The sequence below is a fragment of the Pseudomonas sp. ok272 genome, from assembly GCF_900109995.1.
Taxonomy (GTDB): domain Bacteria; phylum Pseudomonadota; class Gammaproteobacteria; order Pseudomonadales; family Pseudomonadaceae; genus Aquipseudomonas.
This window is the reverse complement of sequence record NZ_FOCB01000010.1, coordinates 117,729-131,439: the sequence shown is the minus strand read 5'-3', so window position 1 is coordinate 131,439 and position 13,711 is coordinate 117,729. Positions and strand designations below refer to the sequence as shown.

Genomic DNA, 13,711 nt, shown 5'->3' with positions numbered 1-13,711 from the left:
GGGACAGGCTGTATAAGAAAAACCAATATTACTGATCGCTCATTAGAGAAACTGATGTTCGACTACAAATTGTTGTCCGCCCTGGCCGCCGTGGTCGAACAAGCGGGATTCGAACGGGCCGCCCAGGTCTTGGGCTTGTCGCAATCGGCGATCTCCCAGCGCATCAAGCTGCTTGAGGCGCGGATCGGCCAGCCGGTGCTGGTCCGGGCCACGCCGCCGGCGCCGACCGAGATTGGCCGGCGCCTGCTCAACCATGTGCAGCAGGTGCGCTTGCTTGAACGCGACCTGCAAAGCCTGGTGCCGGCGCTGGATGAAGAAGGCTTGCCCGAGCGCCTGCGCATCGCCCTCAACGCCGACAGCCTGGCCACCTGGTGGGCCCCGGCGGTGGGGGACTTTTGCGCCGAGCAACGGCTGTTGCTGGACATGGTGGTGGAGGACCAGACGGTGGGCCTCAAGCGCATGCGTGCCGGTGAAGTGGCGGCGTGCCTGTGTGCCAGCGAACGTCCGGTGGCCGGTGGCCGCAGTGTGTTGCTGGGGGCCATGCGTTACCGCGCCCTGGCCAGCCCGGCGTTCATCGCCCGGCACTTTCCCGACGGGGTCAAGGCCGAACTGCTGGCCCGCACCCCGGCGCTGGTGTTCGGTCCGGATGACTTCCTGCAGCACCGCTACCTGGCGTCGCTGGGTGTGGATGGTGGCTTCGAACACCATTTGTGCCCTTCGTCCGAAGGCTTCATCCGCTTGACCGAGGTCGGCTTGGGGTGGGGGCTGGTGCCGGAGTTGCAGGTGCGTGACCAACTGGCAAGCGGCGCCCTGGTGGAGTTGCTGGCAGATAAACCCATCGATGTGCCGTTGTACTGGCATCATTGGCGCAATGGTGGCCAGTTGCTTGGCCTGCTCACCGAACATCTGGTGCGTACGTCCGGGCAATGGCTGGTGCCGTTGGCCTGATGGCTGGCGTCAAGACTTCACGAACGACGTCATCACGAAACACAGCGGAGCACGACATGAAAATTCTGGTCACCGGCGCAAGCGGCTTCATCGGCGGGCGCTTTGCGCGGTTCGCCCTGGAGCAGGGCCTGGACGTGAGGGTCAACGGGCGCCGGGCCGAAAGCGTCGAGCACCTGGTGCGGCGCGGCGCGCAGTTCGTGCCGGGCGACCTGACCGATGCCCAGTTGGTGCACGACCTGTGCGTGGACGTCGACGCGGTGGTGCATTGCGCCGGCGCGGTGGGTGTGTGGGGCCGCTACCAGGACTTCCATCAGGGCAACGTGCTGGTCACCGAAAACGTGGTCGAAGCCTGCCTCAAGCAGAACGTCCCGCGCCTGGTGCATTTGTCCTCGCCCTCGGTCTACTTCGATGGCCGCGACCACCTGGGGCTGACCGAAGAGCAAGTGCCCAAGCGCTTCAAGCACCCCTATGCCGCCACCAAGTACCTGGCCGAGCAAAAGGTCTTCGGGGCCCAGGAATTTGGCCTGGAAGTGCTGGCGCTGCGCCCGCGCTTCGTGACCGGGGCCGGTGACATGAGCATCTTCCCGCGGTTGCTGAAGATGCAGCGTAAAGGGCGGCTGGCGATTGTCGGGAACGGCTTGAACAAGGTCGACTTCACCAGCGTGCAGAACCTCAACGAAGCCATGCTCAGTTGCCTGCTGGCCACGGGATCGGCGCTGGGCAAGGTCTACAACATCAGCAACGGCACCCCCGTCCCGTTGTGGGACGTGGTCAATTACGTGATGCGCCAGATGGAAGTCCCACAGGTGACACGCTACCGTTCCTACGGCTTGGCCTACAGCGTCGCGGCGTTGAACGAGGGCGTGTGCGCACTCTGGCCGGGGCGTCCGGAACCCACCCTGTCGCGACTGGGCATGCAGGTCATGAACAAAAACTTCACCCTGGATATCAGCCGAGCCCGGCAGTACCTGGACTATGACCCGAAGGTCAGCGTGTGGGCCGCGCTGGACGAATTCTGTGGCTGGTGGAAGGCCCAGGACATGGCAGCACACACGTCGCACTGAACCGAGTGCCGGGCTCAGGGTCGATCAATGCGCCGGGCAAGCAGTTTATACTCGGCGCAATTTAGCCATCACTGTGGTTTTGAAAGGTTGACCCATGTCCATGCGTAACGATGCCAACGACGACTTCGATGATGTTCCCAGCCTGCGTGCCGACATCCACGATCACGATGATTTCGAACCGCCAGCCCCGGTCCGCGAGCGCACCCGGGTGCAGGCGCGCGCGGTGCCGGTGGCCAAGGCCAAGGGCCCGAGTACCGGGCCGTTGTGGGCACTGGTCGGCGCCTTGTTCTTTGCCTTCATGGGACTGGCCTGGTGGAGCTTCCAGCAGATCACCCTGATGGAGCAGCAACTGGTGGCCACCCAGGAAAGCTTCGCCCGTATCAGTGAGGACGCGGCCGGACGGTTGCAGGATATTTCCGGCAAGGTGGTCGCCAGCCAGTCGAGCGTGGTCAGCGACAGCGAGGCGCTCAAGCTGCAGGTCAAGCAGTTGGAAAGCAAGTTGCTGGAGCAGAATCAACAGCAGCAGGGCGTGGCCGGGCAAGCCACCGAGCTGGATAAACGCCTGGCCCAGATCGCCGCCCAGAGCACCGAGCAGCACGCCATCAATGCGCAGCTGCAAGCCGACGTGAAGAGCCTGAGCACTGAACTGGCCGCGCTGAAGAACACCCCGGCCGATACCAGCAAGCTCGACGCCCAACTCAAGAGCCTCGGCGCCGACATCGCCGCCCTGAAGAAACAAGGCAACCCCAGCGTGGCCATCGAGCGCCTGGAGCAAGAGTTGATGGTGCTCAAGAGCGAGCAGGACAACCGCCCTGCGTCCTCGCCAGGCGGCGCCAATGTGGCTGAGTTCGATGCGTTCCGTGGCCAGGTCACGCGCAACATCACCACCCTGCAGAGCCAGATCCAGAACCTGCAACAGCAGATCAGTGCTCGCCCTTGATCGACCGACAGCCGGGCGGTTAGAGGCAAACAATGGAGATCCCCCGTGGGAGCGGGCTTGCTCGCGAAGGCGATCTGTCAGCCGACATTGATATCGACTGATCCACCGCCTTCGCGAGCAAGCCCGCTCCCACAGAGTGTTAAAGGTAACCACCGTAAACTCGTACATATCCGCAAGCCGTCTACGCTCTTGAAACATCAACAAGAACGAGGGACGCACCATGGGGTTTGTGCAAAGGACCACCTTGCTGGGCTGGCTGCTGGTGTTGTGCCTGGGCCCGGTTCACGCCGCCGCAAAGCCTGAGGCTGACGATCAGGGCGCGTTGAAGCTGCTGGAAAAGGCCCTGGCCTATTACCACGACAACGGCGACAAGGCGTTCGCCGTGTTCAGTCGCCAGGGTGAGTTCGTGGATAAGGACAAGTACGTGTTCGTGGTCGACACCAAGGGCACCATGCTGGCCAGCGGCGGCCCGTCCTCGGCGCTGATCGGGCGTGATGTCTCCGAAGTCCTCGGCCCGGACCTGCAGCAAGCCTTCAAACATGCCCTGCTGGTGCCCGAGGGTAACGGTATCCAGGAAGCCGAGTACCGCTGGCAGAACTGGGCCGACGGCAAGGTGGAGCGCAAGCACGTGTACTACCAGCGCATCGGTGATCGGATCCTGGCCGTCGGTTACTACCTGCCAAGGGCGTCGGCGGAGCAGGCCAAGGCCTTGCTCGACAAGGCGGCAGCCGACCTGGGCAAGGACGAGAAGGGCACGCTGGCCGCGATCAACTCGCTGCAAGGCGGCTTCCTGCAAGATGACCTGTATGTGTTCGTGGTCAACCTGGACACCCAGCGCTACGTGGCCCACGGCACCAATCTGCGCTTGATCAACGCCGACTTCGGCAAGATCAAGGACCCGGACGGCAAACCCGTCGGCGAGCCGATCCTGGCCATGATGGCCAAGCAGGACCAGGGCGAGTACCAATACCGCTGGAAAAACCCGGTCACCGGCAAGGTGGAAGACAAGCACGCCTACCTGAAAAAGGCCGGCAACCTGCTGGTGGCGGTGGGGTACTACAGCCCTTGAGGCGATAGCTGTAGCTGTAGCTGTAGCTGTAGCTGTAGCTGTAGCTGTAGCTGTAGTTGTGGGAGCGAGCCTGCTCGCGAAAGCGGTCTCGCTCCCACAGTTCATTCACCGGGCATTATGCTCGCGCCCACGCAGCAGCCGGTTCGGCATCGCAATCGCCGCGGCCAACCCCAGCAACGACACCGCCGCGCTGACCATCAGCAGATGGCGGAAGGTCAGCAGCAATTCGCCGCGCAAGGCGTTCTGCTCATCCCCCGCCGCGGCATTCAACCCATCGAGCAGCACGTTCCCCGAATGACCTTCACCGATCAGCGCCGAACCGCTCAGATGGGCGAAGCTCGAATCCTGCAGCAACGCCAGGAGCAACGCCGACATCAAGGCCACCCCCACTGCGCCGCCCAGGGCGCGGAACAGGTTGGTGGTGCTGGTGGCGACGCCGATATCCCGTTGCTCCACCGCGTTTTGCGTACCCACCAGCGAAGTCGGGAACTGCATGCCGCTGGCGATCCCGCTCAGGAGCATGAACGCACTGCTCAGCAGGGTCGCTTGCGGTGCACTGAAGGCCATGTCGAGGATGGAGAACGGCATCAGCAGCGCGCCGATCAGGATCATCGGTTTGTAGCGCCCGGTCACCGAGGTTCGGCGTCCGGCGAAGTAAGCCCCGATCGGCAAGCCCATGGCCAGCGGCAACAGGTGCAGCGCGGCGCTGTCGGCACCGCCGCCGGTGACGCTCTGGAAGCGCAGCGGTATCAGCACGATCAGCGAAATGGCCTGGAAGCTGGTGAAGAAGATCGTGCACCAGCACAACACTGCGTTGCGGTTGGCGAACAGGTGCATCGGCAGCAGCGGCTCGCGGGCCCGGCGTTCATGCCAGACGAACAGCGCCAGGGTCAGCACCGCGCCGGCCAGCAGGCCGACCACCTCGGGGCTGCGCCAGGCCAGGCCCTGACCGACTTGGGTAATGCCCAGCAGCAGGGCCGTGAGGCCGATGATCATCAGCATCGTGCCCAGGTAATCGATCACCGGTTTGCGCTGCGGCACCGGCAGCCCCACCAGCGTACGGTTGGCCACCAGCCAGGCCCCGAGACCCAGGGGCACATTGATCAGGAACACCCAGCGCCACGACAGGTACTCGGTCATGTAGCCGCCGAGCACCGGTCCGGCCACGCTGGCCACGGCATACATGCTGCTGAAGTAACCCTGGTAACGCCCGCGTTCACGGGGCGGCACGATGTCACCGATGATGGCCTGGCTGACCGAAATCATCCCGCCCGCGCCAATGCCCTGGATGATCCTGGCCAGGACCAGTTGCTCCATGCTTTGGGCCATGCCGCAGAACACCGACGCCAGGGTGAACAGGCCCATGCCGAACAGCATCAGCGTGCGCCGCCCATAGAGATCGCCCAGCTTGCCGTAGATCGGCACGGCGACGGTCATCGCCACCATGTAGCCGGAGATCACCCAGGCCAGCAGGCTGACGTCCTTGAACTGCGCGGAAATCGCCGGCATCGATACGGCGACGATGGTTTGGTCCAGGGCACCGAGGAAAATCGCCAGCATCAAGGCGATCAGCACACTGCGGATGGCCGGTTTGGGAAGGTCAGGCGGGTTCAGATGGGGCACGGGTAAAACCTGTGGGCGCGGATTGACTCGCGAGGAAGGGGCGAGCGGGAATGTCGGTGAGTGTAAGTCGATAGCAGGCTATTCGATAGCCTCGTAAGATACCCAGCGCCAAGACGAGCTGTACCCAGTCGTTGCATTTTTCACTTGTGGACCGGTCAATGGCCGGTGAACACTGCTGTTTCCTGAACATTCCGCCAACAAGGGTGACTCTCGCCCGTTTCGCCGAGGTCTGGATTGACGCTATGAACAAGCCTGTCCCTCTTTTGACGCCAGCCTTCACACCCTTGGGCGAAAGCCAGGAGTGGCCGACCCCGGACCTGCTGCATTGCCAGGCAATCACCGCGGGCAGCGGCGAGCCCCACTGGCAAACCAAGCCGCAGCGCTACGCTGACCTCTGCCAGTTGCTGTTTCTGTCCGAGGGCCAGGCGCAGTTTGAAATCGATGACCAGAGCACGCCGTTGAACGCCCCGGCGATCCAGGTCCTGCCCGCGATGTCGGTGCATGGCTTTCGCCTGAGCGAGGATGCACGAGGCTTTGTCGTCACGCTGGCGGCGCCGCTGCTCGCTCAGTTGCAAGGGCAACTGGGGAGTGCGTTGAATGCCCAGGCGTTGGCCGAAAGCTACCTGGCGGGGGACGACGCGACCTATCTGCACAGCCTGTTCAGCGCCTTGCAGCGCGAATACGTCGGGCACCAACCGGCCCGGGAAATGCTCATGCACGCGCTGGTCAGCGCGATCATGGTCTGGGTCAGCCGCCAGGCGCTGCAGCGTCGCAGCGCCTGCCAGCGGCCGCAGCGGGCACGGGTGTACTTCAATGGCTTCATTCAATGGGTCGAGGAGACCTACCGCCAGCATGTAAAGGTCGAGGACCTGGCGCATCGCCTGGGGATCTCGGTCTCCCACCTCAATGGCATCTGCCGTGAACTGGGAGGGCAACCGGCGTTGCAGATCATGCACGAGCGCCAGTTACTGGAGGCCAAGCGCCTGCTGACCTATACCGGGATGACCATCTATGAGATGTCCGAGATGCTGGGCTTTTCCGATCCGACCAATTTCACTCGATTGTTTCGCCGTCGCGTCGGGATCTCGCCCAAGGCGTTTCGGGATCGCTTGAAGGCCGAGCAGGACGGCGAGGTTTAAGCGCTCGCTACCTGAGGGCATTCAGGGTGGCGTTGTGTGGGATACAACGCTCGAAGTTGCAACTGGCGTACTCGCGTGGCAGTTGCCGGGCCTGTTCAACGCGGTAGGCAGCCGTGCCGTACAGCGCCAACGCGGCGGTGCAGGTGAAAAAGACCGCGAGGTATCTTCTTGTCTTAATGCTCATGGCGCTGGCCTCTGAACCCATACCCATGGGTATTACTTTCAGCATAGGCCAGGTGGGCCAGGTTGCCACACAGCCCTGTAGGCGCGGGGCTTGTCCGCGAAGGTGTCGGCAATGCCAACCTGATCCTCTGGCTCATTCACCGTAGCCCTGTTCGCGGGCAAGCCTTAATGCCAGTCAGTTAAGGCGCCAAACCTGTGGGAGCGAGCCTGCTCGCGAAGACGGCAACACAGCCAACATCTCCGTTGACTGACCTACTGCTATCGCGAGCAGGCTCGCTCCCACGTGGGTTTCGCTTAACTGACTGGCATTAGGGCAAGCCTCGCTCCTACGGGGTCTACAGCCCCGCATCCCACGCCGGCGTCGCGGGAAACCTCACCACCAGGAAGTCCAGCAGGCTGCGCAGGGCAGGCGGCATGTGTTTGCGCGAGGCGTAGACCGCGTACATGTTCATTTGCCGTGGCTCGGCGTTGGGCAGCAGGCGCACCAGTTCGCCGCTGTGGATCGGCTCGAAGGCTTGGTAGCTGGGCAGCATGGCCACACCGGCACCCGCCATCGCGGCGCGCATCAGGGTGCTGGCTTCGTTGGCGCTGATGTTGCCCTGCACCGGCACCGAGACGTGTTCGCCGTCCTGTTCGAAGTGCCACAGGCTCTTGCCGAAGTAAGAATGGGTCAGGCAGTTGTGCAGGCGCAGGTCCTCCACCCGTTGCGGAGCCGGATGTTCGCGCAGGTAGGCGGGGGAGGCGCAGATCAGCGAACGGCAGACGGTCAGGCGCCGGGCGATCAGGTTCGGGTCCAGGTCATTGCTGGTGCGGATCGCCAGGTCAATGCGCTCGTCCACCAGGTTGACCGTGCGGTCGAGCATCTGCAGGTCGACGCTGACGCCGGGGAAGCGCTTGACGTAGGCCGCCATGGCGTCGGCCAGTTGTGCCTGGCCGAACGAGGTGCTGACGCTGATGCGCAGCAGGCCACGGGGGGTGTCGTCCGGGGCGCTGACGGCGGCCCGCATGTCGCCTGACAGCTCCAGCATCTGCCGGCACCGGGGCAGCATCTCGCTCCCGGCGGTGGTCAGGCTCAGCTTGCGGGTGGTGCGGTGCATCAGGCGTGCGCCGACCCAATCCTCCAGTTCCGCCAGGTAGCGTGACACCACCGGACGGGACAGCTCCAGATGATCGGCGGCGGCTGACTGGCTGCCGAGCTCGACCACGCTGACGAACACCTGCATTGCGTGAAGACGATCCATGATTTGCCCGCTTTCAGAAACAAACTATGTCCCAGCATCGCATTTTTTGTACTGGGTCTGGCAACTAAGCTCTGTTCCACCGCCATACCCGGCCAACGGAACACGGAGCAACCCCATGATCGACTTCACCCCACTCAAACGCCTGCTGCTCGTCGGCGCGACCCTGGGCTTCAGCGCCCATGCACTCGCGGCCCCGGCGCTGACCCTGGATGTCTACAACCCGGGGGAGGCGGCGATCTTCCCGGTGAGTTCGGTGCTGGTCAGCGGCGAGAAAGAAGCGATCCTGGTGGACGCGCAGTTCGGCAAGTCCCAGGCGCAGCAGGTGGTGGACAAGATCCGCGCCAGCGGCAAGCAACTGACTACCATCTACATCAGCCACGGCGATCCGGATTACTACTTCGGCCTGGACACCCTCACTGCCGCCTTCCCCAAGGCCAAGGTGCTGGCCTCGCAGCCGACGGTGGATCACATCAAGGCCACCGTTGACGGCAAGCTGGCGTTCTGGGGGCCGAAAATGGGCGCCGACGTGCCGGCCAAGACCATCGTGCCTGGTGTGCTCAAGGGCCACCGCTTGACCTTGGAAGGTAAGTCGTTGGAGGTCATTGGCCTGGACGGCCCGCAACCGGATCGCACCTTTGTCTGGATCCCGTCGATCAAGGCGGTGGTTGGCGGTGTGGTGGTGGCCGACAACATTCACCTGTGGATGGCTGATACCCAGAGTGCCCAATCCCATGCCGATTGGTTGGCTACCCTGGGGACCATTGAGCGTCTCAAGCCCAACACGCTGGTGCCCGGTCACTTTCTGGGTGACAGTCGCGATTCGCTGGCTGCCGTGCGGTTCACGGCTGACTACATCAAGGCGTTTGACGAGGAAACCGCCAAGGCCAAGGATTCTGCCGAGTTGATAGGGGCGATGAAGCAGCGTTATCCCAATCTGGGGGACGAAAGCTCGTTGGAGCTGAGTGCCAAGGTGGCCAAGGGGGAGGTGAAGTGGTAGCCGATTTTTCCCGACATTGATGGTGGTCATTTTTAGCGGTTGTGCTCGGACTCATTGTGGGAGCGAGCCTGTCGGTTCGCCGCACCGTCGCGATGGCGGCCTATCAGCCGACCTGTCTCTGGCGGATGTGCATCAAATCCCTGTGGGAGCGAGCCTGCTCGCGAAGCTTTTCAAGTCTCAGCGCGCCCGCGCCTGTACCACCAGCCATTCCAGCAGCTCGTGCAGTTGCGGTGCCGGCGCGGGGGTGTGTGGGAACACCAGGTAGTAGGCCAGTCCGGTGCGGACTTTCAAGTCAAAGGGCATGACCAGCCGGCCGGCGCTCAGGTCATCGCCAATCAGCGACCAATCGCCAATCGCCACTCCCGTGCCCTGGGAGGCCACGGACATGGCCAGGTCCAGGGTTTCGAAGTGTTGGCCCTTGCCCACGGTGCTGAAGTTGATCTGCGCTGCGTTCAGCCAGGCTTTCCAGTCGCGCTGGTCCCGCGTGGGGTGCAGCAGCAAATGCTTATCCAGGTCCGCAGGGCTGTGCAGGGGCACCGAGCCGTCGAGCAGTGGCTGGGAGCAGACCGGGGTCAGTTGCTCGTCAAACAGATGCAGTGAACTCAGCGAGCTGTCCGGTGGTGGGCCGTACATGACGGCGGCGTCAAACTGCTCACGATGAAAGTCCACGCCGTGCATCACCGTGGTCGTCAGTTCCACCGGCACATCGGGGCGTTCCTTTTGCCATTGCAGCAGGCGCGGCAGTAGCCAGCGCATGACGCAGGTGGGCGCCTTCAATTGCAGGGTCTCGCGGTGTGCGCCGACCTGTTCGACCGCCTCATCGATCAGGCCGAACACCTGCTGAATCCGTGGCAACCATTCCAGCCCCTCGGCCGTCAGGCTCAAGCCCCGTGCCTGGCGCCGAAACAGTGGATAACCCAGGTGCTCCTCGAGCCCGGCGATCTGCCGGCTCACGGCGCCCTGGGTGATGTGCAACTGTTCGGCCGCCCGGGTGAAATTGCAGCACTGGGCCGTGATCAGGAACGTGTGCAGGGCGGGAAGGGGAGGAAGTCGTTTCATGGAACGCCAAGGCATGAGGTGAGGACATGGCGAGTATGACTTTTTATCGATTGTTGCGGCTACCCACAGACCGTTCCAATACCCGCATGACTGAGCCTCGTCGCGCGCCTCCAATGCCGTGCGGGGCCAGTGTCTCACTCAATAAGAAGGGCAACGACATGGCGACGTGTGGCGAAGTATTGGTCAAGTTACTCGAAGGTTACGGGGTTGAGCAGGTGTTCGGCATTCCCGGCGTGCACACCGTGGAGCTGTATCGCGGGCTGGCCGGTTCGAGTCTCAATCACGTCACCCCGCGCCACGAGCAGGGCGCTGGCTTCATGGCCGACGGCTATGCGCGCACCAGCGGCAAACCGGGTGTGTGCTTCATCATCACCGGCCCTGGCATGACCAACATCACCACCGCCATGGGCCAGGCCTATGCCGACTCGATCCCGATGCTGGTGATTTCCAGCGTGCAATCGCGCAGCCAGTTGGGCGGTGGGCGCGGCAAGCTGCACGAGCTGCCGAACCAGGGCGCACTGGTGGCGGGCGTCGCGGCGTTCTCCCATACGCTGATGTCGGCCGCCGAATTGCCGGGTGTGTTGGCCCGTGCCTTTGCCTTGTTCCAGGCCGGTCGTCCGCGTCCGGTGCACATCGAGATTCCATTGGACGTGTTGGTGGAGAACGCTGACGCGTTGCTCGACAGCCAGCCGGTGTCCATCGACCGCGCTGGCGCCGCGCCTTCGGCCGTGGCGCGGATGAGCGAGCTGCTGGCCAACGCCAAGCGCCCGCTGATCCTCGCCGGTGGTGGAGCCATCGATGCCGCTGCCGAACTGACCCTCTTGGCTGAACGGCTGGATGCCCCGGTGGCCCTGACCATCAACGCCAAGGGCATGCTGCCTGCGGCCCACCCGCTGCTGATCGGTTCGACCCAGAGCCTGGTGGCCACCCGAGCCCTGGTGGCGGACGCCGACGTGGTGTTGGCCATTGGCACCGAACTGGCCGAGACCGACTACGACGTGACCTTCGCCGGTGGCTTCGAGATCCCGGGCACGTTGCTGCGCGTCGACATCGACCCGGACCAGACCGTGCGTAACTATCCGCCGAAAGTCGCCCTGGTGGCCGATGCGAAAAACGCCGCCCAGGCGTTGCTCGACGGCGTGGCCAAGTCCCCCATGGCCGAGCGCCGCAGTGATTGGGGCCAGGCCCGCGCCGCGACCCTGCGCGCCGAATTGAACAGCGCCTGGGACGCGCCGACCCTGGCCCAGACCCTGTTCCTGCAGACCGTGCAGGACGTCCTGCCCGAGGCGGTGTTCGTCGGCGACTCGACCCAACCGGTGTACACCGGCAACCTGACGTTCAACCCGGAGCGCCCGCGCCGCTGGTTCAACTCGTCCACCGGCTACGGCACCCTGGGCTACGCCTTGCCGGCGGCCATTGGCGCGTGGCTGGGCGGTGGCAGCGAGCGCAACACCCGTCCTGCGGTGGTGTGCCTGATCGGTGATGGCGGCCTGCAGTTCACCCTGCCGGAGCTGGCCAGCGCGGTCGAAGCCCGCACCCCGGTCATCGTGCTGCTGTGGAACAACCAGGGTTACGAAGAGATCAAGAAGTACATGGTCAACCGCGACATCACCCCGGTGGGCGTCGACATCTACACCCCGGACTTCGTCACCGTGGCCAAGGGCCTGGGCTGCGCCGCAGAAGCCATCAACAGTGTGGAAGCGCTGCAACTGGCCCTGCGTGCGGCAGTGGATCGCCAGGGCCCGACCCTGATCGAAATCGACCAGACCCAGTGGACGAAGGCGGTGTCGGCATGAGCTTTCCCATCACCCTGGACGGTCTGTACATAGACGGCCAATGGTCGGCGGGCGATGAGCACCTGCGGGTCATCAACCCGGCCACCGAGGCGCTGTTGACCACGGTCAATGGCGGCGACGAACGTGCCGTCGATCTGGCGGTAACCGCCGCCAGTGCGGCGTTTGCCGATTGGTCGCACACCACCGGCCGCCAGCGCGGCGCGATCCTGCGGGCCATTGCCAGCGGGGTGCAGGCCCGTCGTGAACGCCTGATGTTTGTGCAGTCGAGCAACAACGGCAAGCCGCAGTTCGAAGCGGGTATCGACGTCGATGACGTGATCGCTACCTTCGAGTATTACGCCGGCCTGGCCGACGCCATGGACGGCGGGTTGGACCGCATGGTCGAGTTGCCCAGCGATGACTTCGCCGCCCGCGTGCGCCGCGAGCCATGCGGTGTGGTCGGGTTGATCGTGCCGTGGAACTTCCCGATGGTCACCACCGCCTGGAAACTCGCCCCGGCGCTGGCCGCCGGTTGTTGCGTGGTGCTCAAGCCGTCGGAAGTCACCCCGCTGCCGGAGCTGGAGTTGGCGGCGATCATCGCCGAAAGCGGGTTGCCCAAGGGGGTATTCAACCTGGTGTGCGGGACGGGCCTGGCGGTCGGTGCGCCGTTGTCGGGCGATCCGCGCGTGGCGAAGATTTCCTTCACCGGCAGTAACGCGGTGGGCGTGCAGGTGATGCAGCGTGCGGCCGAAACCATCAAGGGCGTCAGCCTGGAACTGGGCGGCAAGTCGTCGCTGCTGGTGCTGGCCGATGCCGACCTCGACCTGGCGGTGGAGCTGGCCAGTGGCGGTGGTTTCTTCAACGCCGGGCAGATGTGTTCAGCGACCAGCCGGGTGCTGGTGGCCGATGAGCTGGCGGATGAATTCCTGCGGCGCCTGACGGCCAAGGCCGAGTCGATTCGCGTGGCCGACCCGTTCGACCCGGACGTGGAGATGGGCGCGCTGGTCAACCAGGCGCAGTACCAGCGCGTGCTGGGCCATATTGATCGCGGCTTGAGCGCCGGCGCCCGCCTGGTGTGTGGCGGCGGCCGTCCGGCCGACCTGTCGCGTGGGTACTTTTTGCAGCCGACCATCTTCACCGACGTGCCCCGGGACAGTGCGCTGTGGTGCGAGGAAATCTTTGGCCCAGTGCTGTGTGTGCGTCGCTTCGCCACTGAGCAGGAGGCCATCGCGCTGGCCAACGACAGCCAGTTCGGCCTGGTGGCCAGCGTGGTCGGCGCCGATGTGGCGAACGCCGAGCGCGTGGCCAATGCCTTGCAGGCGGGCTTGGTGTGGATCAACGCGCCGCAGGTGATCTTCCCGCAGACCGCCTGGGGAGGCTACAAACAGAGCAGCCTCGGTCGCGAGCTGGGGCCGTGGGGCCTGCAGGCGTTCCAGGAAATCAAGCACGTGATCCGGGCGCTCTGACGGCACGCAAACAGCGCACGCATGCCTCGTCGTGAGGCATGCGTGCGGAACATGGCACCAATGATTTTTTTTCGATTGTTACGCGTTTTGCGTGACCTCAGGATGGACCCGCAACCTTGCTCAAGTCCCTGTGTCCCGGGGCCTTGATGCGGATCCAATCGCGCGGTCGCAAGGGATGCAGTTACCTCATACCAACAACAATAGAGG

The 13,711-nt window shown here is 64.1% G+C and carries 12 protein-coding genes; 8 read left to right on the top strand and 4 right to left on the bottom strand.

Translation table 11 applies throughout. The features are described 5' to 3' along the window. The first annotated feature begins 54 nt into the window (after positions 1-54). The 4 genes from BMW74_RS15880 to BMW74_RS15865 all read left to right on the top strand — a co-directional run bounded on the left by BMW74_RS15880 (position 55) and on the right by BMW74_RS15865 (position 4,021). Positions 55-948, top strand: a complete 894-nt coding sequence (locus tag BMW74_RS15880; RefSeq protein ID WP_093422943.1) for a LysR family transcriptional regulator ArgP — start codon at positions 55-57, stop codon at positions 946-948. Positions 949-1,004: 56 nt separating this feature from the next. After that, positions 1,005-2,012, top strand: a complete 1,008-nt coding sequence (locus tag BMW74_RS15875) for an NAD-dependent epimerase/dehydratase family protein (protein ID WP_093422938.1) — start codon at positions 1,005-1,007, stop codon at positions 2,010-2,012. A 94-nt stretch (positions 2,013-2,106) separates the two neighbouring features. Further along, the gene (locus tag BMW74_RS15870; protein WP_175479237.1) at positions 2,107-2,952 is read left to right on the top strand and encodes an ATPase; all 846 of its coding nucleotides are present in this window, start codon (positions 2,107-2,109) and stop codon (positions 2,950-2,952) included. A 220-nt stretch (positions 2,953-3,172) separates the two neighbouring features. Beyond that, on the top strand, positions 3,173-4,021 hold the full coding sequence (locus BMW74_RS15865) for a cache domain-containing protein (protein ID WP_093422934.1): 849 nt from the start codon (positions 3,173-3,175) through the stop codon (positions 4,019-4,021). A gap of 105 nt (positions 4,022-4,126) precedes the next feature. Here BMW74_RS15865 and BMW74_RS15860 read toward each other — a convergent pair whose 3' ends face one another. Further along, positions 4,127-5,644 (bottom strand): MDR family MFS transporter, encoded by a 1,518-nt coding sequence (locus tag BMW74_RS15860; RefSeq protein WP_093422930.1) that lies wholly within the window; start codon positions 5,642-5,644, stop codon positions 4,127-4,129. Between the two features lie 242 nt (positions 5,645-5,886). Here BMW74_RS15860 and BMW74_RS15855 point away from each other — a divergent pair, with 242 nt between their 5' ends. After that, a complete protein-coding gene (locus BMW74_RS15855) occupies positions 5,887-6,783 on the top strand; it encodes a helix-turn-helix domain-containing protein (protein WP_093422927.1) in 897 nt (298 codons plus the stop codon). 7 nt (positions 6,784-6,790) lie between these two features. Here the strand turns inward: BMW74_RS15855 and BMW74_RS25240 are convergent, their stop codons facing one another. After that, the gene (locus BMW74_RS25240; protein ID WP_175479236.1) at positions 6,791-6,967 is read right to left on the bottom strand and encodes a hypothetical protein; all 177 of its coding nucleotides are present in this window, start codon (positions 6,965-6,967) and stop codon (positions 6,791-6,793) included. Between the two features lie 334 nt (positions 6,968-7,301). Further along, positions 7,302-8,207 carry a LysR family transcriptional regulator gene (locus BMW74_RS15845; protein WP_093422912.1) on the bottom strand — a complete coding sequence of 302 codons (906 nt, stop codon included), beginning with the start codon at positions 8,205-8,207 and terminating at the stop codon, positions 7,302-7,304. A 115-nt stretch (positions 8,208-8,322) separates the two neighbouring features. Between BMW74_RS15845 and BMW74_RS15840 the strand changes: the two genes are divergently transcribed. Further along, on the top strand, positions 8,323-9,204 hold the full coding sequence (locus BMW74_RS15840) for an MBL fold metallo-hydrolase (RefSeq protein ID WP_093422907.1): 882 nt from the start codon (positions 8,323-8,325) through the stop codon (positions 9,202-9,204). Positions 9,205-9,381: 177 nt separating this feature from the next. Here the strand turns inward: BMW74_RS15840 and BMW74_RS15835 are convergent, their stop codons facing one another. Next, positions 9,382-10,263 (bottom strand): LysR substrate-binding domain-containing protein, encoded by an 882-nt coding sequence (locus BMW74_RS15835; RefSeq protein WP_093422903.1) that lies wholly within the window; start codon positions 10,261-10,263, stop codon positions 9,382-9,384. A gap of 158 nt (positions 10,264-10,421) precedes the next feature. Here BMW74_RS15835 and BMW74_RS15830 point away from each other — a divergent pair, with 158 nt between their 5' ends. After that, positions 10,422-12,059 (top strand): 5-guanidino-2-oxopentanoate decarboxylase, encoded by a 1,638-nt coding sequence (locus BMW74_RS15830; protein ID WP_093423240.1) that lies wholly within the window; start codon positions 10,422-10,424, stop codon positions 12,057-12,059. After that, on the top strand, positions 12,056-13,504 hold the full coding sequence (locus BMW74_RS15825; protein WP_093422899.1) for an aldehyde dehydrogenase family protein: 1,449 nt from the start codon (positions 12,056-12,058) through the stop codon (positions 13,502-13,504). The genes BMW74_RS15830 and BMW74_RS15825 overlap by 4 nt, the downstream gene beginning before the upstream one ends. Positions 13,505-13,711: the final 207 nt, after the last annotated feature.